The following is a 22,787-nucleotide window of genomic DNA, read 5'->3' as shown; positions in this document are numbered from 1 at the left end:
TTACACGGCTACAGTAAAAGTATCGACCTGGTGAAACCTTTCTGTTTCTGCCATCACAGGGTGGTGAATGGCAAAAATGCAAAGAGTGTCAATACGCGTGTCACTGATTTATAAAACAGCGTTTCTTTTGTATCAAAAGGGAAGGTCAATTTTGCGAGCCAGCCTTCAGAAATGCCTGAAGACTGGCGAAAAGGCGGGCAGTTAGCGGTAGTTGACGAGCACCTCGTTGCGCTGAACCTTCAGCGCCGGGATCAGGCGTCCGCCGCCTGGCACTTCCCAGATAAAGCGTAAAGGTTCCTGAGCAGACACCCCGTTGAAGGCCTGGGTGATGCCACTTTGGCCCTCGATTTCCGCGCAGCGGGTCAGCGAGCACAGCCGCACCCGCAACCCGGCCGGTGTGGGTCCCGTCAGGGTGTAATTCCAGGCCACCAGCGTCATCTGCCCGGAGATGGTCTCAGAGGCTGACAGCGGACGGGAGGAGATCGACTCCCCCCGATGGTTGAGCGTTAAGCCGATACTGCTGGCCTGCCATGCCCCCTCGCCTGCGGCCTGCACCGCCAGCGGGAAAAATAAGATCCACAGCCACTTACGCATTATTTCCCTCCTATGGTCGCCGTCATGCGAATATTGCGGTTATCGGACAGCTCCATATTCGACAGCACCACCAGCTGGTTCAGGCTCCGGCGCAGGAAGCGCGACAGCAGCGGACGCAGCGCATGATTCACCAGCAGCACCGGCGGCGCGCCCAGCATCTCCTGACGCGCCAGCGCCTCCTGGGTTTGCGCCAGCAATCTGTCCGCCAGACCCGGCTCCAGCCCGCCACCGCCCTGTAGGGCCTGAAGCAGCAGACGTTCCAGCGGCGTGTCCAGGCCAATCACCTGCACTTCGCCGGTTCCCGGGAACCATTGCTGGGTTATGGCGCGCCCGAGCGCCACGCGCACCACCGCCGTCAGCTCATGTGGATCGCTCTGGAGCGGCGCATGCTCGGCCAGTGTTTCCAGAATGGTGCGCATATCGCGGATCGGCACCTTCTCATCGAGCAGATTTTGCAGCACTTTGTGCAGGGTGGTTAAGGTCAGCACGCCCGGCACCAAATCTTCGGTTAGCTTCGGCATCTCCTGCGTTACGCGGTCAAGCAGCTGCTGCGCCTCCTGACGTCCAAACAGTTCCGCGGAGAACTGGCCAATCAGATGGTTGAGGTGCGTCGCGACCACGGTACTGGCCTCAACAACCGTGTAACCCTGGATCTGCGCCTGCTCTTTCAGGGCGCTCTCAATCCAGATGGCCGCCAGACCAAAGGCCGGGTCGGTCGTCTGCTCACCCGGCAACGTGCCTGCGGCAGTGCCAGGGTTAATCGCCAGCCAGCGGCCGGGGTACGCATCACCGCTGCCGATTTCCACCCCTTTCATCAGGATGCGATAGCGTGCGGGCGGGAGATCCATATTGTCCCGGATATGCACCACCGGCGGCAGGAAGCCCATGTCCTGGGCGAATTTTTTACGAATGCTGCGGATACGGCCAAGCAGTTCGCCATCCTGCTGGAAATCCACCATCGGGATAAGGCGGTACCCCACTTCCATCCCCAGCGAATCTTCGAGCTGAACGTCGTTCCAGGTGGCTTCCACCGCCTGGGTGTTCTCAGGCATTTTGACCGGCGCTGGCTCTGCCTTAGGCTGAGTTTCGCGGCCACGCATCCACCAGGCAAGGCCCAGCAGCGCGGCAGTGAACAGCAGGAATACCAGGTTTGGCATGCCCGGCACCATACCAAGCAGGCCCAGTACCGCCGCGGAGAGCAGCATAACGCGCGGGTTGCTGAACAACTGCCCCACCATCTGCTCGCCTACATCCTGATCGGTGCTGACGCGGGTCACAATCACCCCCGCCGCGGTGGAGATCACCAGTGCCGGGATCTGCGCCACCAGACCATCACCAATGGTCAGCAGCGTATAGCTTTCCGCTGCGTGGCCCATGTCCATGCCGTGTTGCAGCACGCCGACCAGCAGGCCGCCGACGACGTTAATCACCATGATCAGAATGCCCGCGATGGCGTCACCGCGCACAAACTTACTCGCACCGTCCATGGAGCCGTAGAAATCTGCCTCCTGGGTCACTTCGGCACGGCGTTTTTTTGCTTCATCTTCCGCAATCAGCCCGGCATTCAGGTCGGCGTCGATTGCCATCTGCTTGCCCGGCATCCCGTCGAGCACGAAGCGCGCGCCCACTTCTGCGATACGCCCCGCCCCTTTAGTGATAACCATGAAGTTGATAATCACCAGAATGACGAACACCACGATACCGATGGCGAAGTTGCCGCCCACCAGGAAGTGACCGAAGGCTTCGACCACCTTGCCCGCCGCCGCCGCGCCGGTGTGCCCTTCCATCAGGATGATACGCGTGGAGGCAACGTTCAGCGCGAGGCGCAGCAGCGTGGTGAACAGCAGGATCGTTGGAAACGCGGCGAACTCCAGCGTGCGCTGGGTGAACATCGCCACCAGCAGCACCATGATGGACAACGCAATGTTGAAGGTGAAAAGCAGGTCGAGGATAAATGCCGGTAACGGCAGCACCATCATCGACAGAATTAGCAGGATCAGAATCGGTCCGGCAAGGATCTGCCATTGCGTCGATTTCAGGTTGCCGGGCAGGCGCAACATTGCCACCAGATTAGCCATCAGTGTCCTTCTCGTTCAAAAAATCCAGTGCTTCAGGCACCGGAAGGTTCTCAGGTTTTACAGGTCGTTGACCGCCCGCTAAACGCCAGCGTTTCAGTTGCCACACCCAGGCCAGCACCTCTGCGACAGCGGCGTAGAGCTGGCCCGGGATCTGTTGTCCAATTTCCGCGTGGCGATACAGCGCACGGGCTAATGGCGGTGCTTCAAGGATCGGTACGCGGTTTTCCGTCGCGATCTCACGAATGCGCAGCGCAATTAGCCCGGCCCCTTTCGCCACCACTTTCGGTGCGCTCATTTTGTTTTCGTCGTACTGAAGCGCCACGGAGTAGTGGGTCGGGTTAGTGACAATCACATCGGCTTTCGGCACATCTTCCATCATGCGACGACGCGCGGCAGCACGTTGCATCTGGCGGATACGGCCCTTGACGTGCGGGTCGCCTTCCATCTGTTTATATTCATCGCGAATATCCTGACGCGACATTCGCAGCTTCTTGATATGGGAAAAGATCTGGAAGATAACGTCGAACGCCACCATCGGAATAATGCTGAGAACCACCAGCAGCGAGCCTAATCCGACCAGGTTCAGGGCATTCTTCATCGCCGTCATGGGGGATTCACTGATCAGACGCATCATCTCCGGCCAGTGGTGCCACAGAAAAAACCCGGCAGCACTGCCCATAAGAAGCGATTTCAGGATCGCTTTAAGAAGCTCAGCCCCGGTTTGAGCTGAAAACATTTTCGCAATACCGGGTAGCGGGTTGAGCTTGGAGAATTTTGGTTGCAGCGATTTACCGCTGAACACCAGGCCACCGAGCATGACCGGCGAAACAAGAGCCACGATGACCACCCCGGCAATCAACGGCAGCAGAGCGATCATGGCGCTTTTTACCAGGTTGATGATCTGAATGAGGATCAGATTGGGGTCATTGACCATGCTGTGATCAAAACGTAAGCCAGCAGAGAGCATTCCCGCCAGTCTGCGGGCAAGCATCTCCCCGCCCCACCAGATTATGCAGACGCCCACCACCAGGATCAGCAGGGAGGTCAGCTCTCGGGATCGGGGGATCTGCCCATCCTCACGGGCTTTTTCAAGTCGGTGGGGTGTGGGGGCTTCTGTTTTGTCGTCGTTCTCTTCTGCCACTGTGCCTGCTCGCAGCCCATTAATTCACGGGTATCATGCCAGCGCAGAGAAAATCCAATGGCGGGAAAAGCCCGTTTATTCGGGCTCTTTTCGCTGTTTTTGTTCTGAACAACCTCAGGCCGCGTTCACAGCCTGAGGCAGAAGGGCAATCAGAAACCAAGACTGTCCAGCAGATCGTCCACCTGATCCTGGCTTGCCACCACGCCCGCTTTACTGGTGTCAAGCTGTGGACCATTGAGCAGGCTTTCGTTCTCGCGTTTCGGACGGGCAGCCGGTTCCGGAATATTTTCCAGCAGCACCATCAACAGCTGACGTTCAATCTCCTGAATCACATCCATCATGCGCTTGATCACCTGGCCGGTGAGGTCCTGGAAATCCTGCGCCATCATGATGTCCAGCAGTTGCGCATTGGTGAAGCTGGTGTGCCCTGGCACATCGCCCAGGAACTGACGGGTGTCCGTTACCAGTTCGCGGGCATCCGCCAGCTCAATGGGGTTCTCAAACCACTCATCCCAGCGTTGGGTCAGCGCTTTCGCCCCCTTCTCCATCGCATCCTGGTGCGGCTGTGACGCCTCAACGCTGTTCAGCGCTCGCTCGGCCGCCTGCGCGGTCATCTGCACCACGTAGTCCAGACGGTCGCGCGCGTCGGGGATGGCTTCCGCCGCTTCGGCGATAGCCTGGTCCAGCCCCAGCTCACGGAGGCTGTCGCGCAGCATGCGGGTCAGGCTACCAATACGGGCAATAATGTCGCTCGGCGAATGTTCTTCAACGGGTTTCATAGCAGGTTGCAACATTTCCATCACCTCACATGCCGAGTTTCTCGAAGATCTTCCCGAGCTTCTCTTCCAGAGTCGCCGCGGTGAATGGCTTCACCACGTAGCCGCTTGCGCCCGCCTGTGCAGCGGCAATAATGTTCTCTTTCTTCGCTTCTGCGGTCACCATCAGCACCGGCAGAGAGGCCATGCCTGCATCCGCGCGGATGGTTTTCAGCAGTTCGAGACCGTCCATGTTCGGCATGTTCCAGTCGGAAATCACAAAACCAAACCCGCCAGCCTGGAGTTTGTTCAGCGCATCCACCCCGTCTTCTGCTTCTTCAACGTTGTTGAAGCCTAGCTCTTTTAGCAGGTTGCGCACAATGCGACGCATGGTGGAAAAGTCATCCACAACCAAAAACTTAAGCTCTTTATCCGCCATAAAATAATACTCCTGAGTCAAATACGTATTGCCTGTCCGGCACTGATTTTCGCCAGCATCTGCTGGCTTACCTGGCTAAGATCGACCACTTCGCTTACGCCACCCATATTGATGGCCTCGCGCGGCATGCCGAACACCACACAACTTGCTTCATTCTGCGCAATCGTCCAGGCGCCAGCCTGGTGCATCGCGAGCATTCCGGCGGCGCCGTCGTTGCCCATCCCCGTCAGGATCACCCCCACGGCGTTGCGCCCCGCATGTTTCGCCACCGAATGAAACAGCACATCCACCGACGGACGGTGCCGGTTAACCGGCGGCCCGTCATGAATTTTGATTTGATAGTTCGCCCCGCTGCGCGCCAGCTCCATATGTTTGTCACCCGGGGCGATATACGCGTGACCTGGCAGCACGCGCTCGCCGTCTTCCGCCTCTTTCACGCTGATCTGGCACAGCTTATTCAGGCGCTCCGCGAATGAGCGGGTAAACCCCGGCGGCATATGTTGCGTAATCAGGATACCCGGGCTTGAGAGCGGCAATGGCTGGAGTACATGGCGAATTGCCTCTGTTCCTCCGGTTGACGCCCCAATGACCAGCAGTTTTTCCGAGCTGAGTAACGGTCCGGCCTTCAGGGTTGCCGGCGCGGCCATCGGCTTGTGGGCCGCCAGTTTTGCGCGCGACGCGGTACGGATTTTCTCGGCGATCATCTCACTGTACGCCAGCATCCCCTCGCGAATGCCGAGCTGCGGCTTGGTGACAAAATCCACCGCCCCCAGCTCCAGCGCGCGCAGGGTGATTTCTGAACCTTTACCTGTCAGAGATGACACCATCACCACCGGCATCGGGCGCAGGCGCATTAATTTTTCCAGGAAATCGATGCCATCCATGCGTGGCATTTCGACATCCAGCGTCAGCACGTCGGGGTTATATTTTTTGATTAAATCCCGCGCGACCAGCGGATCGGGCGCTGTTGCCACCATCTCCATATCGCTGTGGCTATTGATGATTTCGGTCATGATCTGACGCATCAGCGCAGAATCATCGACAGACAATACCCTGATTTTACTCATGCTTTTTCCTTACTCAGCGCATAAACCGTTTGCCCACGCAGGCTAAACTCACGCACGAGGTTGCTGAAGTTTTCCGAGTGCCCGGCAAACAGTAAACCGTCAGGCTTGAGCAACGGAACAAAGCGACGCAGAATGTCCTGTTGCGTCGTTTTATCAAAATAGATCATCACGTTACGGCAAAAAATGGCGTCGAAAGGCCCCGGCACGTTGTACTGCTTATCCAGTAAATTAACGGGAGCAAATTCCACGCAGTTCGCCAGCTCCTGGCGTACGCGCACCAGTCCTTCATGCGGGCCGGTACCGCGCATGAAGTAACGCTGTAGCTGCTGAGGAGACAGCGTTTTTAGTTCATCCTGGCGATAAACGCCGTTACGGGCTTTTTCCAGCACTTCGGTGTCGATGTCGCTGGCGTACACTTTCCAGCGGCCCGGCGCCATTCCCAGGGTGTCTGCAAGGGTGATGGCCAGCGAGTACGGCTCTTCCCCGGTAGAGGCTGCCGCGCTCCAGACGCGATACTCTCCGCTACGGCGACGGGCGTGTTCCGCCAGCACCGGGAAGTGATGCGCCTCGCGGAAAAACGCGGTCAGGTTGGTGGTTAATGAGTTGATAAATGCCTGCCATTCGGCGCTGTTCTGGTTCGCTTCGAGCATGCTCAGATAGCGGCCAAAATCATCCAGCCCCAGCGTGCGCAAGCGCCGCACCAGCCGGTTGTAGACCATGTCTCGCTTATGGTCCGCAAGCACGATCCCCGCACGCTGGTAGATTAACTGACATATCCGACGAAAATGCGCGTCGGACAGCGCGAGGCGCTGTGTCATCTGCAACAATAATGACGTTTGCCCTGAGGGCATGGGTGATGTCATAGCGCCTTCTCAATCACATTCAGGATACAACGGGTACGGCCTGTGACCGTCCGACTTCTGTTACTGCTTCAACGTGCTCTTTCACATTAAATACGGCGACCAACCCGGTAAGGTGATCCGCCTGGTTTGCCAGCTGATCGGTAGCCGCCGCCGCCTCTTCCACCAGTGAGGCGTTCTGCTGCGTAACCTGATCCATCTGTGTAACGGCCTGCGCCACCTGCTCAATACCACGGCGTTGTTCATCAGACGCCGAGGCAATCTCGCCCATAATGTCGTTAACCCGCGTCACGGAGGTGACAATCTCGTGCATGGTCTGCGCGGCGGTATCCACCAGCGCGGAGCCCTGCTGAACGCGGGAGACCGACTCTTCTATCAGCCCTTTGATCTCTTTCGCCGCGTTGGCGCTGCGACTGGCGAGGTTTCGGACTTCACCGGCAACCACCGCGAACCCGCGCCCCTGCTCTCCGGCACGCGCCGCTTCAACGGCCGCGTTCAGCGCCAGAATATTGGTCTGGAACGCGATACCGTCGATGACGCTGATAATGTCGCCAATTTTCTGCGAGCTGGCGGCAATCTGCTGCATCGTGCTGGCGACGTGAGAAGCCTGGTCGCCCCCACGTTTCGCCGTCATCGCCGCCTGTTTTGACAAGTCGGACGCCTGACGCGCGTTATCGGCGTTCTGGCTTACCGTCGCGGTCAGTTGCTCCATGCTGGCCGCCGTCTGCGCCAGCGATGCCGCCTGCTGTTCGGTGCGGGATGAGAGGTCGTTATTGCCTGCCGCAATCTCGGAGATCCCGGTATGCATGGCGTAACTGCCCTGACGAACGTTGCTTACCGTTTCCCGCAGCGAACTCTGCATCGCCTTCAGGCTGGCGAAAATCGCTGATATTTCATTCCTGCCATACACGGCCACCGGACGCGCCAGGTCGCCCTTCGCCATACTGTCGAAGTGGCTGCTGACGATCGCCAGCGGCTGGACGATCATTTTGCGCGACCACCACAGCGAGCCGCCGGTCAGCAGGGCGGCCAGGATCACCATGGTCAGGAAAATCACCCCTGACATGCGGTAGCTGGTACGGCTGTCCGCACCGGCACGCGCCACAAACTGGTTAATATCCTGCTGCCATGCGTTAAAGCTGTCGTCAAATGCCTCCTGAGACGCCTGCACCGGCGCGGTCAGGAAGTCAGAGAGCTGGTTGTTCTCCAGCCACGTCGCCTGATGGTCGAGATCGCCGTACCACACATCAAAGGTCTTTTTCATGGCGACCTTCAGCGTTTTCTCTTTCTCACTCACCGCCTCCTGCGCCGTAAACGTCTTAAACTGCGCGTCGGCCTGCTTCAGGCTGCTGCGGGCCACGACCATCAGCGCCTTAATATCATCCGGCGGATAGCTCAGCGCGGTTAACGTCCCTGCTTTGTTCAGCGCAGTGCTTGCCTGCAACAGCACGGCACGCGTTTGTGCCAGTGCGGAGCGCTGCTGATTACTCGTCTCAACTTCCTGCAAATTCTGATAGCCATCGCGAAACGCCCAGAAAGACAACCCGTTACTGCCAACCTGCAAAACCCCACACAGGATCAGAATCAAAAACAGTGTGGTCGAGATACGAATACGATTTAACATCCACGCTCCCATCAAGCGGCAAGCAGCCGCGGTTTAATTGTCAGTCAAAATGTTTCCCAGTTTTCATCTTGTCCGGTCACCGCTGCGCGCGTAGGTGTTGTCACGGGCGCCGGGGTTGCTTCGCTGTACGCCGACCGCGAGCTGACCGTATTTGTTGTTTTTGAAGTAAGACGGAACGCCGAGACGGCCATTTTCAGGCGGCTCGCCTGATCCTCAAGCGCAGCGGCCGCGGCAGCGGACTCCTGCACCAGGGCGGCGTTTTGCTGCGTCACACGATCCATTTCCGATACCGCCAGAGCGACCTGGTCAATACCACGACTCTGCTCATCCGATGCAGAGGCGATTTCACCCATGATGTCCGTCACGCGCGTCACGGCATTCACGATGTCATTCATGGTTTCACCCGCACTTTCCACCAGCACCGAGCCGGTATCCACGCGTGAAACAGAGTCTTCAATCAGGGCTTTGATCTCTTTCGCCGCATTGGCGCTGCGGCTGGCGAGGTTACGTACTTCGCCAGCGACCACGGCAAACCCACGTCCCTGCTCGCCCGCACGCGCCGCTTCAACGGCCGCGTTCAGCGCGAGAATGTTGGTCTGGAAGGCGATGCCGTCGATAACGCTGATGATATCGGCGATTTTCTTCGAGCTGTCGGCAATGTCATGCATGGTTTTCACCACGCCGTCGACCACCCGACCGCCGCGCTGGGCGGTGTCGGACGCGCTTTCTGCAAGCTGCGACGCCTGACGGGCGTTGTCGGCATTCTGCTTCACGGTCGCGGTGAGCTGCTCCATGCTTGCCGCCGTCTCTTCCAGAGCGGACGCCTGCTGTTCGGTACGGGACGAGAGATCGTTGTTGCCCATCGCGATTTCACTCGTGCCGGTATAGATGGCATCCGCCCCCTCGCGCACGTTGGCGACGGTATCAATCAGCGAACGCTGCATATGGTCGACGCTGGTCGCCAGCTCGGTGATCTCGTTGCGACCAGAAACGGTCAGCGTTTTCGTGAGATCGCCCCGGCCAATATCGCGGATATGGGCAATGACGCGGCCAAGCGGATTAAGAAGGATATGACGAATGCCGTACCACACGGCCACCAGCACGATGACCAGCGCGAGGGCGAGCACCGCCATCTGCCATTTCGCGAAACGGTAGTCGTTCTGGCTTTGCGTAAAGGCGGAGTGATAAAGCTCGCCGCTGGCTTTGGCGTACTCGCCGAGCGCCGCGCCGAGTGCGTTCTGCATGCCCTGGGTCGGCTGCGCGAAATAGGCATCCATATTGCCCTTCTCCAGGAACTGCACCAGCTCCGTGAGGCCGGCGAAGTAGGCCTGATATTTTTCATCTATGTTCGCGCTCGCCTGCGCCATTGCGGGCTGAGGGGCGATTTTTTTGAAGGCCTCGTAATGTTTCGCCGCGTCTGCCAGCGTGGCGCGCGCATTCTTCAGCAGTTCCGTTTTTGCGCTGCTCTGCTGGTTGTTCGGATCCATCATCATGCGGGCAGACGAGCGGCTCAGATTGATACGCGTCTGCAACATCAGATCCCAGGTCGTGGTCAGTTCGCTTTGCTGCATCCGCAAATCGTTCGAGGCCGCGAAGCTGTCCTGGTTCTGTTTTAACGAGGAGAAAAAGAGGCCGCCAGAAATAAGCTGAAGAAGTGCGAAAATGACCAGCACCATCATAAGCATTGTGACAACGCGGATACGGTTCAACATACAACACCTTCTCATCGATTGATTAACGGTGTTATCGGCAGGGGCCACGGGAACTTTACATTTGCGAAAGGGAAAAGCGCGGGGAGTCAGAACGCGACGTCAACGATCAGCGTGTCGGTGTAGGTTCCGGCAGGCGGCGTGGCCTGGCTGGTCAGGACCTTAGCGCTGTAGTTATAGGTGCGTAAAAGCCCGTCGGTACTGACCTGGGATGAGCTGGCGCTGGCCCAGCGCTCGCTGCCACTGCCGCCCCAGCGGTTGCTGGTCGCCTCTTTATAGATGTCGTAACTCATAAAATTGCTGCCGCTAACCATACGACGAACGTTGTTCAGGGCGTTTGCTCCATTATTAATGCCTATGGTGTAGGTGCTGCCCTTAGTGCAGGTGACGGCGATCGACTGCGAAACGGTGGGAAAATTTTGCACCAGCGGCGCGCTGTTAAAATTCACGTCCGGCGTGGTCATCGTGCTGCAATCGTTGGTGACGGTCATGTTGAGGAGAATGGAGGTAGTTGCCGTGCCGGTTTGCGGGGTCAGGCATAGCCCGCCCGCGCCAACGGCGCACACGTTGTAGTTGATGCTGAACGTTAACAACACCTGGTACGGCCCGGCCGTGACGTTCTGCCCCGGCACAGTACGGAAATAAAGCGGAATGTTGTAGCGCCTTGACCCCAGCAGCCCGAGCAGGGTGTTGCCATTCCAGGTATAGGTTTTGCTGATTTGTACTTCACTGTTTCCGCCGCAGCCAGTGGCACCGCACAGGCGCGTGGGGATAACGTCCGCGATGGCCGCATTATCGGTACGTTTCATGGTGGCGCGGCTGTTGGCGGCTATCGACGCCGAGGTGTAGGTCAGCGTCACCGAGTCGTTGGTTAGCAGGTTGAGGACCGTATCGCAGGACACCACCAGCGTGCCGGTGGTTTGCACCTCCCCCGTACTGCTCAGGGCGAATGAGGTGACGCTGCCAAACGAGGCGTTCACCGTACTGACGGTGCAGGCCGCCCAGCCGCTGCCCGAGAACAGCAGCAGTATGGCTATCAACAGGCGTTTCACGGCGCCTCCCGGCAGGTCAGCGGACCGTAGGTTTGCAGCTTATGCTCGGGATTTGCGCCCACGTTCAACGTTGCGATACAGCGTTTACCGTCCGGGGTGATGACCTCCAGAGGATTCACATCGTTGAGGTTTTCCAGCCAGGCGAGGCCGTCGTAGCCAACAACCGCGCTACTGCGGGACGCGCGTTTGACCTGGCTTCCCACCGGGATCGCATTGCCCTGCGCGTCATGCAGGATCACGCTGGCAACCCGCTCCTGCTCCATCGGGAAATCCACCAGATAACCGTTATGCCGACGAATCGCCACCCGACGCTCGGTCTCTTTCAGCCGGGTATCCGCAGGTAAGTTCAGGGTATCAATGCGGTAGCTCGCCGGGTAATAGGCGGAAACGCCGCTGACCAGCAGATAACCTTTGTTATTGGTTTTACCAACCGGCTGGTTCTCGTAGCTGACGGGTACGTCCGGATGTCCGTCGGTGCTGATCACCACAAACGCATCGTTGATTTTATTCGCCGCAAACAGCTCACCGTCCATCAGGACGACAGAGCCCATCGCCTCGCCCCACCAGGTCATCATCCCCTTCTCACCGTAGCCGCCGCCCTGAAGCTCAACATTGTTATTCCGCCAGCCGAGCGTGGCCTGTTGATAGTTACTCGACCGCGACTGGTTGGCCCAGGCCATGTTCCAGCTAAAGCCGCCGTCAGACGGCATCGAGTGGTTGTAGTTAATGCGTTGAGTGCTGCCTGCGTCAGGCGTGTTTTCAAAGGTAACGGCGGCGCTGTCACGTTCGCCCAGAGGGACCTGCAACGACAGCGCAACCGTCCAGTCGTCCCGCTGCTGGTCACGGCTGGCCGCCAGGTAAATACTGCTTGAGCGCCACAGATTTCGGCTCCAGGAGAGGTTGAGCAGCTCGGTTTTCCGGCTGTCAAAACTCTCCACGCCGATCCACGCCGCACCGATATTGCCGTAATCACCGAGGTTAAAGGTTAAGGAGTACTGGTCGGTATTGCGGCTCAGGCTGGCAACGGGGTTATCATATTCATCATAAACGGTGGGCTGATCGTACAGGGCGAGGTTGCCGAAGCCGCGGTCGCGTCGGGTATGCTGGGTCGCTACGCTAAACTCGCTGGTGCTGTACTGATAGCCCCAGTTCATCTGGCCCCCTTCGTCGCCGCGCATCCGGCTTTGGGTATAAGACGTGTTCACCACGCCAAAACGCCCGAGCTTCAGCACCGTGCCCGCGCCGCCGAGCGCCAGCGACTCCGCCCCTTCCGCATGCCCCTCCAGCGTCAGCCAGTCGGTCACCCCGTAGCGATACGATCCGCTGCCCGCCGCCGGGCCATAGTCAAAATTCTCTATACCGTAGTTGCGCCGCAGGCTGCCCAGCGTTACGGCGCCGTCGCTTAACCCCTGCTTCAGCAGATCGCTGCTGACATAAAACGGCAGCGTGGTGCTCACCTGACGTCCCAGCGCGTCGGTGGTGACCAGTACCGCATCCCCTGCGCCGTTGATGTACGGCAGATTAGTGAGGGTAAACGGCCCCGGCTGAAGGCGGGTGGAGCCGGAACGGTAGCCATTAATAAAGAGATCGACCGAGGTCGGGACGGCCGCCTCACCGGAAAACGCCGGCAGCGGCCAGGTCACCAGATCCGGACGCAGGGAGAAGTCGCGCCCATAGCTGATCCCGCCCATCCGCACGCTGGTGCTCCAGCTCAGCGCATCGCTGATGACGTCCCCAACGGTCCAGGTGGTGGCATCCTCCTCGTTGGTGATCAGCAGGGTTGAGTCATAGCGCACGTATCCTTCCTGCTGCCCGCTGCTTCCGGCGAAATTCTGTCGGGCGTACCCTGTCGAAGAAAACGAATAGTCTTCGTTGAAATAGCGGAACTCATGCCACACCGACGCCTGGCCGCCCGTGTGTTCGGTATGGTTGGTATAAACGTCGTAGTTGAGCAGCGCGCCCCGGCCATAATGCGGCTTGCTTTGCGCGCTCTGACCGCTAAACGACGTGATCCGCGCCGCAACCCAGTCCCGGGGGACCGTCAGCATGAGCCGCTGGGCGCTGCTGTCATACTCTACGCGTACCGATGAGAGCGTTGAAAGGTTCACCTCTCCGGCAGGCACATGCTCCTGCGGCAGTCCGGCGCGAAGCAAATCCGCTCCTGAAATAAACCAGGCGCCCTCGCGCTGCGTCACCGGCACCACCAGACCCGTGTCATAGTGGTTCAGCACCAGGGCGAGTTGGAATACAGCTTCGCCGTTCATCGTCCGCGCGTCCGGCGGCGGCGGTAAACTGTCGTCGCCGGTTTCGGCAAATGCGCTGGTACTGACGCAAAGCAGGATCATCATCGCCGGTTTCAGTTGACGGGCGTCGATTGCCATTGCGTATCCCTGGCATTAATTTGCGCGCTCATCCGATTCGGCTGATAAATCCCTGCCGGAAGCGGCCAGCTTCGGGTGCTGCCTGGCAGCACATAACCCAGCAGCCCCTCGGCAACCGTGCGTTTTTGCCCGCCCTGCTCAACCGCAACCTGGCTGAGCCTGACGTGAACGTTCCCCTGATTGCGGACCTCAAGCGCGGGTTTCCCCTCCTCCTGAATGACCCGCCAGTTGAGCTGCTGAGTGTTCGCCAGCGCGTGATGCTCTCCTTCGTTGAGGGTGGGGATCCCCTGTCCATAAACAAATAAGGGAATGGAATAGCGCATTTGCAGTTTGAGGCCCATAGACGGTTCCGCTTTGGCATCCGGCTGGGGAATCTCATCCACAATGATGCGGTAGGCTTGCTCGACGCCGGACGGGATCGTCCCCTGCTTAATCAGGCGAATAAGCTGTTTACTGCCCTTAGCGATAGTCACGATCGGCGGGCTGGCGACCACATCCTGCTGGGCGGTGTAACGCTCATATCCGCCCTCCTGTTTCCAGCGCACAATGCGTATCTGCATTGTCGTGGCGCTGTTGCCCTGATTCTGGATCCACAATTCAGTTGCTCTGGCGTCTGCCGAAAGCCACGGATCGATAGGCCAAAGAAGAATGGTTGCGGCTGCTTGCGCCTTAACCGCTGTAAGGGCCGTTATCCCCAACAGACTCAACAGGCCTGACCGCCTGAAAAATGGCTTCATCAATGCTCTCCCTTTCCTACCATGACAAGGTCACGGTGAGTTGATCTGAATACGTTCCTGACGGGCTAAACCCGGTCAAAAGCGCGACGCCAAAAAGAGGCAGCGCGATGTTATTGCTGTTGGTATAGGTAATCGGTATTGCCTGGTTAACCCCAATTTCACTGTTTGCGGCCAGAGAGCTGCTGCTGTAGAGCCGGTAACCGACCACCTCTGTCCCGCCTGAACGCGTCATCCGCCGCACAGAGCTATAATTCTGACCGCCATTAATGCTCATACTTAGCGCCACACCCGGTGTGCAGGCGATGGACAACGCGCCGTCGGCAACAAAGCTGGTGCTGACCGGTGCGCTCTCCACGCCGCTGCGGGTCCCGAAATTCAGCGTACCGAAACGCCCGCCGGTGCCGGTGCTCACCGAGCATCCAGGCACAACCGTCGCGCTCACCCTGAATGACTGAGACGTCACCGCCCCGGCGTCTGGGATCAACATCAGCCCGACCAACAGGGTTAAAAAAGGGTGCACGACGCCCTCTGCGCTGTCGCGCAGACATAACAATGCTTTCATGGCTGAATCAGTAGGTGACGCTGACGTTAATCGTGTCGGTATAGGTTCCCGGTACGACCGTTACGCTATTGCCGCCGCCCGTAATGCGTGCGTAGAGGGTGTAGCTATCCACCCCACCCGCAGTAGAGGCGACCGGCAACGCGGCATTGTTCGCAACCACGTTGTTGTAACCGCTATCGCTGAACAGGCTGTAGGCAACGCCCTGCGCCGCATTGGCGGTGTTGACCAGATAGCGGCCCGGCGTACCTGGGGTGCCGACAACGGTTCCGGGTGCGGTAGCGTTGGTGTTGCCGGTGATCGCCACCGTGTAACTGGCAGTGGTACATTGAATGGTAAAGGTGTTTCCTCCGCTGGCACCGGTTAACTGGGTTGTCAGGGTGGAGAATGTTGCAGGATGAGTGCCGAAATCGAGCGTCCCGAAGTTAATGCCGTTTTGCGTTGGCGAGCCGTTGATCAAGCAGCCGTTGGTCAGCGTCAACGTCGCGCCGATAGTGCCGCTACTGGTGACCGCGAGAGCCTGACCGACCGTTGCCGCCGTCAGCAGCGTGCCCGCGCAGATAAAAAGAAGTTTTCTTTTCATTTACCACCCTCCAGAAGAAATATAGGTTCGCTTGCCATATTTTATTCATACTGTTCAGTATGTTAGCCCCGCTTAAACATTCCCCGGCGCGGTTACAGAGAATTTAGTTTATGGTTAGCACTTCAACCACTTTCATCAAAAAGAGGGCAACCCCGCGCGAATTAACAGGTTATTAACAAACATTACAAAGGGTTAGCAAAAAAAAATGGGCATTATTCTTGCTTAACTTGAGGATATATCGCCTGCAGTGTGATCTGAGTCACAATATATCGTCATGATAAAAACAACAAATTTCATAAAAATTAAAAACAAGTTGTAACTCACGCAGCTTTACTTCAATTTATGCCCCGAATATTTTCCTGCGCTTAAATAAAAATTTTGTATGCATTGACGCAGGAAACTCTTTTAGCGCATAGAGGATCTTTTTGTGGCAAGTGCAAACAAACTCACGCTCTTCATCGTGATTTTCATGCTGGCGGGCATTCTTTCCGGTGCGGCGATCCATGAGTATGCTTCGTCCGACGCGATACAGGCCTGGTCGGAGAACATCACGCTGCTGACCGATATTTTCCTGCGGCTGATCAAGATGGTGATAGCCCCGCTGGTGTTCAGCACCCTGACGGTGGGCATTATGAGGCTGGGTGAAACGTCGACGATTGGGCGCGTCGGGGGTAAAGCGATGGTGTGGTTTATCAGCTCATCCGTACTTTCCATTCTGGTGGGGCTGTTTATTGTTACCCTTGAACAACCCGGCAGCGGTCTGAACCTGAGCATTCCGACAGAGACGGTTGATACCGGCCTGGCCGTGAGCGGGATGTCGCTGAAAGCCTTCCTGTCACACACCATTCCAACCAGCATTGCCGGCGCGATGGCCAACAATGAGATCCTGCAAATTGTGGTCTTCTCGATGTTCTTCGGCATTGGCGGCGCGTCACTGGGCCAAAAATTCAACGCCCCGCTGGTCGCGGCGCTGGATGTGGTATCCCACATTATGCTGAAGGTGACGGGCTACGTGATGTACGTTGCGCCGCTGGCCATTTTCGCGGCGATTTCGTCCGTCATTGCCACCCAGGGGCTGGGCATTTTGCTGAACTATGCCTCGTTTATTGGCGGTTATTATGTGGCGATCCTCCTGACCTGTCTTGTATTGCTGGCCGTGGGTTACATGGTACTGAAGAAAGAGATTTTCCGTCTGGTGGCGATGCTGAAAGATCCGGTGCTGGTGGCGTTTACCACCAGCAGCTCTGAAGCGGCATACCCAAAAACGCTGGAGCAGTTAGCGCGCTTTGGTTGTTCACGGAATATCGCCTCTTTCGTCCTGCCGATCGGCTACTCGTTTAACCTGGTCGGCTCCATGGTGTACTGCTCGTTCGCCTCAATGTTTATTGCCCAGGCGTACAACATTCACCTGAGTTTTACCGAGGTGACGGTGCTGATGTTAACGCTGATGCTGGCCTCGAAGGGCATTGCGGGCGTACCGCGCTCGTCACTGGTGGTGCTGGCGGCAACCATTCCGAGCTTTAACATTCCGGTAGCCGGGATCCTGCTGCTGATGGGGATTGACCATTTCCTGGATATGGGGAGATCGGCCATTAACGTGCTGGGGAACGGGATTGCGACGGCGATGCTGTCGCAGAATGAAGGGGCGCGGGAAGCGGAGGCAGAGCTGGTGGAGCAGGAGGCGTAAAGATACAAAAGAGCCGGGTGGCGCTGGCGCGTACCCGGCCTACGTGTTCGAGCCATTTGTAGGCCGGGTAAGGCGAAGCCGCCACCCGGCATTATTTTATGCCACGTGATTCGCCGCAATATCCAGCAGCGCCATCTCTTCGCTGTTCAGCAGCTTCTCAATATTCACCAGAATCAGCATACGCTCGCCGAGCGCACCCAGCCCCGTCAGGTATTCCGTCGACAGCGTGACCGCAAACTCCGGCGCAGGACGGATTTGATCGGCGGTCAGCGACAGCACATCTGACACGCCGTCCACCACAATCCCCACCACGCGCTGCCCCAGATTCAGAACAATCACCACCGTGTTATCGTTGTACTCCACATCACCCTGGCTGAACTTCACGCGCAGATCCACGATAGGCACAATCACACCGCGCAGGTTGGTCACACCCTTGATAAACGCTGGCGTGTTCGCGATGCGCGTTACCTGATCGTACCCGCGAATTTCCTGCACTTTCAGGATGTCGATACCGTACTCTTCATCACCTAAAGTGAAAACCAGGAATTCCTGCCCAGATGGCTCGCCCGCCAGTTTCGTTACGTTACTCATACCGGTCATGTTATTACCTTTTACTTAATCAGGCGGCTGTGTTCGCCACACGTTGTTCACGATTTAATCCCTGAAGTGCCGATACATCGACGATCAGCGCGACGCTACCATCACCCAGTATGGTGGCAGCAGAGATCCCCGGCACTTTGCGGTAGTTACTTTCCAGGTTCTTAACCACCACCTGATGCTGACCAATCAGCTGATCGACCAGCAGCGCGTAGCGGCGTCCGGCGCTTTGCAGGATCACAACGATACCCTGCGTGGCCTCGGTTTTTGCCCCGTCCACTTCGAACACTTTCCACAGTTCCACCAGCGGCAGGTACTCGCCGCGCACTTCGAGCACGCGCTCGCCGCCCGCCAGCGGATGCAGATCTTCTTCGCGCGGCTGGAGGGATTCCATCACCGCGTTCAGCGGCAGAATAAAGACTTCATCCGCCACTTTAACGGACATGCCGTCAAGAATGGCCAGCGTCAGCGGCAGCAGGATACGGATCGTGGTGCCCGCGCCCTGCTTAGACTGGATCTCAACGTGACCGCCCATCTCCTGAATGTTACGTTTCACCACGTCCATGCCCACGCCGCGGCCGGAAACGTCGGTGACCTGCTCTGCGGTTGAGAAGCCCGGGGCAAAAATCAACATGCCCACTTCTTCGTCAGTCATGTTTTCGTTGACCGCCATGCCCTGCGAAATCGCCTTCGCCAGAATGCGCTCGCGGTTCAGGCCCGCGCCGTCATCGGTCACTTCGATGCAGATGTTGCCGCCCTGATGTTCTGCTGACAGGACCAGGTTGCCCACTGGCGATTTTCCGGCTGCCACGCGGTTTTCCGGCAGCTCAATGCCGTGGTCGAGGCTGTTACGCACCAGGTGCGTTAACGGGTCGATAATGCGTTCAATCAGGCTCTTATCCAGCTCGGTGGAGCTGCCCATCAGCGTGAGTTCGATCTGTTTGTTGAGCTTGCTGGCCAGGTCGCGCACCAGGCGCGGGAAGCGGCTGAAGACATATTCCATCGGCATCATACGGATGGACATCACCGATTCCTGCAAATCGCGGGCGTTACGTTGTAACTGGCCCATGCTGGTGATGAGATCGCCGTGGGTCACCGGGTCCAGCTCGTTGGAGCGCTGGGCCAGCATCGACTGGGTGATCACCAGTTCACCCACCAGGTTGATCAGCTGATCCACTTTCTCCACCGCCACGCGAATGCTTGTGGACTCGCTGGAACGCGCCGCCGGTTTTTCACCGCGGGCCGGGGCGGCCGTCTCTTTGGGCACGGCTTTCAGTGCAGGGGCAGCGGCAACTACCGCAGGGGCAATTTCTGCCGGCGCGGGCACTTCAACGGCCGCCGCCTCGGTTTCAAACGCAATTTGATCCGCTTCAATCACGAAGCACAGCACCGCCACAATGTCATCCTGACCGATCCCGCCGTCGAGCGTCGCGGCCAGGCTGTCTTTACCCTTCACCACGTTGCTGAGCGTCGCCAGGTTACCCAGCTCCTCTTCCAGCAGGTTGACCTCGTTCTCTTTCAGCCGTGACAGCACTACGCGCAATTTTCCTGCGGGCGCATCAGGCGCACTGTCTGGTTTGGCCGCGGCGTCAACAACGCTCAGTTTTGCCGCAGGGACAACGGGCGCAGACGCCTCACCTTTGGCTTCCAGCGCTAACTGACGCAGCGCGTTGCAGATGTATTCAAAGCTGGCGGCATCAGGCTCTGCCGAACTTTTATAGGCGTCGAGCTGTTCCTGCATAATATCTTTCGTTTCCAAAAACAGGTTGATAATGTCGGTATTGAGCTGCATCTCACCGCGTCGTGCTTCATCCAGCAGGTTTTCCATTAAATGGGTCGTTTCCTGCAAAATGGTAAATCCAAACGTTCCGGCTCCGCCTTTAATGGAATGCGCCGCACGGAAGATGGCGTTGAGCTGTTCTGAGTCCGGTGCCTCGGGCACCAGATCCAGCAAATGTTGCTCCATATCGGCCAACAATTCGTCGGCTTCATCAAAAAATGTCTGGTAAAAATCGGTAATATCCATGCTCACGCTATCACCTCGGATTGGCTGGTGGCGATGTTGGAACGGCAGCCGAAGGGACGGCCCCAGGCTGTTTTAAATCGTCCAGTGACTCATTCTGACTTTCGGCGTTTTCATGCAGGATGGCCTGCTCCGCCTGCTGGTTCAGCACTAAAAGACTGATACGACGGTTGATGGCGTCATCCGGTCCGCGGTCGGTCAGGCGCATGGTTGCAGCCATGCCGACGACGCGCAGGACCTTGCCATCATCAAGCCCACCCGCCACCAGCTCGCGACGCGAGGCGTTGGCGCGATCGGCAGAAAGCTCCCAGTTGCTGTATCCCTTCTCTCCCGTGGCGTACGGGAAATCATCCGTGTGACCGGAGAGGCTAACGCGGTTCGGAATGCCGTTCAGCACCGGTGCAATCGCACGCAGAATATCGCGCATGTAGGGCTCCACGTCGGCACTGCCGGTTTTGAACATCGGTCGGTTCTGGCTGTCGATGATCTGAATACGCAGCCCTTCCTGCACCAGGTCAATTTTCAGATGCGGACGCAGCGCGCGCAATTTAGGGTCCGCCTCAATCAGCTGATCCAGGTCACCGCGCAGTTTTTTCAGGCGCGCCTGCTCCATCCGTTTTTTCAGCTCGTCGATGTTAGGCTGTTTTTTCACTTCGCCCTGCTGCTGGGTGTAATCGTCACCGCCGCCGGGGATCGGGCTGTCGCTGTTCGAAATGCGCGGCCCGCCGGTGACCGCCGTCGCCAGCGGCGTTCTGAAATATTCCGCAATCTGAATAAGCTCTTTCGGGCTGGAGATGGAGATCAGCCACATCACCAGAAAGAAGGCCATCATGGCGGTCATAAAATCGGCGTACGCGATCTTCCATGAGCCGTGAGAACCGTGCCCGTGCCCCTTATGCTTGCGTTTTTTTACGATGACGATCGGATGGGACTGGTTTTTCATGCGTCCTCAGTTGTCGTCTGTTGGTTGGGGTTTTTCACCGCGCGCACGTGCTCTTCCAGTTCGATAAACGACGGACGTTCGCTGGAGTAGAGCGTCTTACGGCCAAATTCGACGGCGATCGGTGGCGCATAACCGTTGAGGTTTGAGAGCAGCGTAATTTTCACGCACTGCATCATTTTGGTGGTTTCAGCGCTCTTCTGGCGCAGCACGCTCGCCAGCGGGGAGATAAAGCCGTATGCCAGTAAAATACCGAGGAACGTCCCCACCATTGCGTGGGCAATCAGGGCGCCCAGTTCAGCCGCCGGGCGATCCGCCGAGGCCAGGGCATGAACGACGCCCATGACCGCCGCCACGATACCGAACGCCGGAAGCGAGTCGCCCACCAGCGCCAGGCTGTTGGCCGGCACTTCGGATTCGCTCTCGTGGGTTTCGATCTCTTCGTCCATCAGGGCTTCAATTTCGAAGGTGTTCATGTTGCCGCTGATGATCAGTCGCAGGTAATCGACGATAAAATCGAGCATCATCGCGTCAGCCAGAATACGCGGGTAGCTGGCGAAAATTTCGCTCTCTTTCGGGTTTTCAATGTCCCGCTCCAGCGAGAACATTCCTTGCTGACGTGACTTCGCCATCAGGCGATAGAGCAGCGCCAGAAGATCCATATACATGCTTTTGGTGTATTTCGAGCGACGAAACAGCAGCGGAATCGCCTTCAGCGTGCCCTTGATCGATTTACCGTTGTTACCAACGATAAAAGCCCCTACCCCTGCACCGCCGATGATGACAAGTTCAGCCGGTTGATAGAGTGCTCCAAGGTGCCCGCCGGTCATCATGTAACCGCCGAAAACTGTACCGAGAACTACCAGGTAACCTAATAAGATAAGCACGACATCATCCTTCCGCTAGTGACTATGGCAGGACGTTCATTTCGAGCGCGTGACCTGAACGCAGGGTAAAAAAAAGCAGCGGTAATCGCTTACCGCTGCTGGAATCTTGCCCACAGGTTCGGGTTAAACAGCGTGTTCGATCTGTTCATCCAGCAGTTGTGGAATAATATCGGCAGCATCCCGGGAAAGTTTACGTCTTTTTACGGCTCGGGATGGAGGCTGGCATAAACTACAGGCGAAGCTGCCCGCAGGCTGGTGCGCGTGGGTAATAAAATTGCCGTCACAGCAGTTGCAGCGCGACAATTCAAGCATTCCGCTTTCAACAAAACGCACCAGCGTCCAGGCGCGGGTCAGCGCCAGCAGGGGTCCCTGTTCCTGCTGCGGGCATTGCTCAAGGTAAAGTTTGTAGGCTTTAATCACGGCATCCACGCCGCTGCATAAGCCCGTTTTAAGCAGGTACTGCCAGGCGTTACAGAACATGGAAGCATGGATGTTCTGCTCCCAGGTCATGAACCAGTCAGTCGAAAACGGCAGCATGCCTTTTGGCGGTGGGCTACCACGCAATTCTTTGTACAGCTTGATCAAACGACCACGGCTCAGTTGCGTCTCGCTTTCCAGCATTTGTAAACGCGCACCCAGCGTGATGAGTTCCATTGCCAGCTGGATATCACGGGCTTCCTGAACAATGCTTTTTTCGCTCATTGTTAAGCCCTTTTCTTCCGGGCTACGTCGTCAGGCTGGCTGATTTCGTTGAGCAGGCGGGTGGAGAGAAGAATACCGGTGTGGATCTGTTGCAGATCGTCCACGCGGGATTCCTGAGTCAGACGCGTAATGGTCTGCGGGTTATCGAAACGGAACTGGCAGACAAGCTGATTGGTTTCAGCCAGCTTGACCATCTGCGGAAGTGTTAATCCCCCCAGCATGGTTGCCATCTCTTCGTTAACACCCAGACGAAACATCGCTGACGGTTTGTCCTGACTAATCAAACGCTGCGCGAGCAATAAATACGACAAATTGATGTCGTAAATATGTTTTAGCAACTCGGATGTATGCATTTTTCCCATCCCGAATAAC

21 protein-coding genes are annotated in these 22,787 nt (G+C 57.5%); 1 reads left to right on the top strand and 20 read right to left on the bottom strand.

The window, feature by feature from the left end; all coding sequences use genetic code 11:
- Positions 1-201: 201 nt before the first annotated feature.
- From flhE to ACOT1A_RS00895, 14 genes are all read right to left on the bottom strand, one after another.
- Positions 202-594 carry a flagellar protein FlhE gene (flhE, locus tag ACOT1A_RS00960; RefSeq protein ID WP_023306489.1) on the bottom strand — a complete coding sequence of 131 codons (393 nt, stop codon included), beginning with the start codon at positions 592-594 and terminating at the stop codon, positions 202-204.
- The gene (gene flhA, locus ACOT1A_RS00955) at positions 594-2,672 is read right to left on the bottom strand and encodes a flagellar biosynthesis protein FlhA (RefSeq protein ID WP_003859723.1); all 2,079 of its coding nucleotides are present in this window, start codon (positions 2,670-2,672) and stop codon (positions 594-596) included. The genes flhE and flhA overlap by 1 nt, the downstream gene beginning before the upstream one ends.
- Entirely contained in the window at positions 2,665-3,813 is a 1,149-nt protein-coding gene (gene flhB / locus ACOT1A_RS00950) for a flagellar biosynthesis protein FlhB (protein ID WP_022648500.1), read from the bottom strand. The genes flhA and flhB overlap by 8 nt, the downstream gene beginning before the upstream one ends.
- A 149-nt stretch (positions 3,814-3,962) precedes the next feature.
- Positions 3,963-4,607 (bottom strand): protein phosphatase CheZ, encoded by a 645-nt coding sequence (gene cheZ, locus ACOT1A_RS00945; RefSeq protein WP_022648501.1) that lies wholly within the window; start codon positions 4,605-4,607, stop codon positions 3,963-3,965.
- A gap of 10 nt (positions 4,608-4,617) precedes the next feature.
- Positions 4,618-5,007 (bottom strand): chemotaxis response regulator CheY, encoded by a 390-nt coding sequence (cheY, locus tag ACOT1A_RS00940; protein WP_000763862.1) that lies wholly within the window; start codon positions 5,005-5,007, stop codon positions 4,618-4,620.
- Between the two features lie 17 nt (positions 5,008-5,024).
- Entirely contained in the window at positions 5,025-6,074 is a 1,050-nt protein-coding gene (locus tag ACOT1A_RS00935; protein WP_014884341.1) for a protein-glutamate methylesterase/protein-glutamine glutaminase, read from the bottom strand.
- The gene (gene cheR / locus ACOT1A_RS00930) at positions 6,071-6,937 is read right to left on the bottom strand and encodes a protein-glutamate O-methyltransferase CheR (protein WP_017384409.1); all 867 of its coding nucleotides are present in this window, start codon (positions 6,935-6,937) and stop codon (positions 6,071-6,073) included. The genes ACOT1A_RS00935 and cheR overlap by 4 nt, the downstream gene beginning before the upstream one ends.
- Before the next feature lie 19 nt (positions 6,938-6,956).
- The gene (gene tap / locus ACOT1A_RS00925; RefSeq protein ID WP_276169822.1) at positions 6,957-8,558 is read right to left on the bottom strand and encodes a methyl-accepting chemotaxis protein IV; all 1,602 of its coding nucleotides are present in this window, start codon (positions 8,556-8,558) and stop codon (positions 6,957-6,959) included.
- 44 nt (positions 8,559-8,602) lie between these two features.
- On the bottom strand, positions 8,603-10,270 hold the full coding sequence (gene tar / locus ACOT1A_RS00920; RefSeq protein WP_022648503.1) for a methyl-accepting chemotaxis protein II: 1,668 nt from the start codon (positions 10,268-10,270) through the stop codon (positions 8,603-8,605).
- Between the two features lie 86 nt (positions 10,271-10,356).
- The gene (locus tag ACOT1A_RS00915) at positions 10,357-11,319 is read right to left on the bottom strand and encodes a Csu type fimbrial protein (RefSeq protein WP_023300457.1); all 963 of its coding nucleotides are present in this window, start codon (positions 11,317-11,319) and stop codon (positions 10,357-10,359) included.
- Positions 11,316-13,700, bottom strand: a complete 2,385-nt coding sequence (locus ACOT1A_RS00910; protein WP_023300458.1) for a fimbria/pilus outer membrane usher protein — start codon at positions 13,698-13,700, stop codon at positions 11,316-11,318. Before ACOT1A_RS00910 ends, ACOT1A_RS00915 begins: the two co-directional genes overlap by 4 nt.
- A complete protein-coding gene (locus tag ACOT1A_RS00905) occupies positions 13,676-14,437 on the bottom strand; it encodes a fimbrial biogenesis chaperone (RefSeq protein ID WP_023300459.1) in 762 nt (253 codons plus the stop codon). The genes ACOT1A_RS00910 and ACOT1A_RS00905 overlap by 25 nt, the downstream gene beginning before the upstream one ends.
- Before the next feature lie 16 nt (positions 14,438-14,453).
- Complete coding sequence (locus tag ACOT1A_RS00900) at positions 14,454-14,999, bottom strand: Csu type fimbrial protein (RefSeq protein WP_022648507.1); 546 nt, start codon at positions 14,997-14,999, stop codon at positions 14,454-14,456.
- A gap of 7 nt (positions 15,000-15,006) precedes the next feature.
- On the bottom strand, positions 15,007-15,579 hold the full coding sequence (locus tag ACOT1A_RS00895; protein ID WP_022648508.1) for a spore coat protein U domain-containing protein: 573 nt from the start codon (positions 15,577-15,579) through the stop codon (positions 15,007-15,009).
- 427 nt (positions 15,580-16,006) lie between these two features.
- On the opposite strand from ACOT1A_RS00895, the gene ACOT1A_RS00890 reads away from it, so the two are divergent.
- Entirely contained in the window at positions 16,007-17,266 is a 1,260-nt protein-coding gene (locus ACOT1A_RS00890; RefSeq protein ID WP_032624032.1) for a dicarboxylate/amino acid:cation symporter, read from the top strand.
- A gap of 96 nt (positions 17,267-17,362) precedes the next feature.
- Here ACOT1A_RS00890 and cheW read toward each other — a convergent pair whose 3' ends face one another.
- The 6 genes from cheW to flhD all read right to left on the bottom strand — a co-directional run bounded on the left by cheW (position 17,363) and on the right by flhD (position 22,768).
- Positions 17,363-17,866: a chemotaxis protein CheW gene (cheW, locus tag ACOT1A_RS00885; RefSeq protein ID WP_003859699.1), complete on the bottom strand. Its 504-nt coding sequence runs from the start codon at positions 17,864-17,866 to the stop codon at positions 17,363-17,365.
- Between the two features lie 19 nt (positions 17,867-17,885).
- Positions 17,886-19,895 (bottom strand): chemotaxis protein CheA, encoded by a 2,010-nt coding sequence (cheA, locus tag ACOT1A_RS00880; protein ID WP_023300462.1) that lies wholly within the window; start codon positions 19,893-19,895, stop codon positions 17,886-17,888.
- Positions 19,896-19,899: 4 nt separating this feature from the next.
- A complete protein-coding gene (gene motB / locus ACOT1A_RS00875) occupies positions 19,900-20,829 on the bottom strand; it encodes a flagellar motor protein MotB (protein ID WP_022648511.1) in 930 nt (309 codons plus the stop codon).
- Positions 20,826-21,713, bottom strand: coding sequence for a flagellar motor stator protein MotA (gene motA / locus ACOT1A_RS00870; RefSeq protein WP_003859696.1), 888 nt, complete (start codon positions 21,711-21,713; stop codon positions 20,826-20,828). The genes motB and motA overlap by 4 nt, the downstream gene beginning before the upstream one ends.
- Before the next feature lie 123 nt (positions 21,714-21,836).
- Positions 21,837-22,415, bottom strand: coding sequence for a flagellar transcriptional regulator FlhC (gene flhC / locus ACOT1A_RS00865; RefSeq protein WP_022648512.1), 579 nt, complete (start codon positions 22,413-22,415; stop codon positions 21,837-21,839).
- 2 nt (positions 22,416-22,417) lie between these two features.
- Complete coding sequence (flhD, locus tag ACOT1A_RS00860; protein ID WP_003859693.1) at positions 22,418-22,768, bottom strand: flagellar transcriptional regulator FlhD; 351 nt, start codon at positions 22,766-22,768, stop codon at positions 22,418-22,420.
- Positions 22,769-22,787 lie beyond the last annotated feature (19 nt).

Origin of the sequence: Enterobacter cloacae complex sp. SYL003 (assembly GCF_049236925.1) — a bacterium.
In the GTDB taxonomy this organism is placed as follows: Bacteria; Pseudomonadota; Gammaproteobacteria; order Enterobacterales; family Enterobacteriaceae; genus Enterobacter; species Enterobacter intestinihominis.
This window is presented reverse-complemented; position numbering and strand designations above follow the sequence as displayed.

Excerpts from the sequence above, each read along its gene's own strand:
- cheY (WP_000763862.1), bottom strand. The coding sequence starts at position 5,007 with ATGGCGGATAAAGAGCTTAAGTTTTTGGTTGTGGATGACTTTTCCACC.
- motB (WP_022648511.1), bottom strand. The coding sequence starts at position 20,829 with ATGAAAAACCAGTCCCATCCGATCGTCATCGTAAAAAAACGCAAGCAT.
- flhC (WP_022648512.1), bottom strand. The coding sequence starts at position 22,415 with ATGAGCGAAAAAAGCATTGTTCAGGAAGCCCGTGATATCCAGCTGGCA.
- tar (WP_022648503.1), bottom strand. The coding sequence starts at position 10,270 with ATGTTGAACCGTATCCGCGTTGTCACAATGCTTATGATGGTGCTGGTC.
- flhA (WP_003859723.1), bottom strand. The coding sequence starts at position 2,672 with ATGGCTAATCTGGTGGCAATGTTGCGCCTGCCCGGCAACCTGAAATCG.
- ACOT1A_RS00935 (WP_014884341.1), bottom strand. The coding sequence starts at position 6,074 with ATGAGTAAAATCAGGGTATTGTCTGTCGATGATTCTGCGCTGATGCGT.
- ACOT1A_RS00895 (WP_022648508.1), bottom strand. The coding sequence starts at position 15,579 with ATGAAAAGAAAACTTCTTTTTATCTGCGCGGGCACGCTGCTGACGGCG.
- flhE (WP_023306489.1), bottom strand. The coding sequence starts at position 594 with ATGCGTAAGTGGCTGTGGATCTTATTTTTCCCGCTGGCGGTGCAGGCC.
- ACOT1A_RS00910 (WP_023300458.1), bottom strand. The coding sequence starts at position 13,700 with ATGGCAATCGACGCCCGTCAACTGAAACCGGCGATGATGATCCTGCTT.
- cheZ (WP_022648501.1), bottom strand. The coding sequence starts at position 4,607 with ATGTTGCAACCTGCTATGAAACCCGTTGAAGAACATTCGCCGAGCGAC.
- tap (WP_276169822.1), bottom strand. The coding sequence starts at position 8,558 with ATGTTAAATCGTATTCGTATCTCGACCACACTGTTTTTGATTCTGATC.
- ACOT1A_RS00905 (WP_023300459.1), bottom strand. The coding sequence starts at position 14,437 with ATGAAGCCATTTTTCAGGCGGTCAGGCCTGTTGAGTCTGTTGGGGATA.
- ACOT1A_RS00900 (WP_022648507.1), bottom strand. The coding sequence starts at position 14,999 with ATGAAAGCATTGTTATGTCTGCGCGACAGCGCAGAGGGCGTCGTGCAC.
- flhD (WP_003859693.1), bottom strand. The coding sequence starts at position 22,768 with ATGCATACATCCGAGTTGCTAAAACATATTTACGACATCAATTTGTCG.
- cheR (WP_017384409.1), bottom strand. The coding sequence starts at position 6,937 with ATGACATCACCCATGCCCTCAGGGCAAACGTCATTATTGTTGCAGATG.
- cheW (WP_003859699.1), bottom strand. The coding sequence starts at position 17,866 with ATGACCGGTATGAGTAACGTAACGAAACTGGCGGGCGAGCCATCTGGG.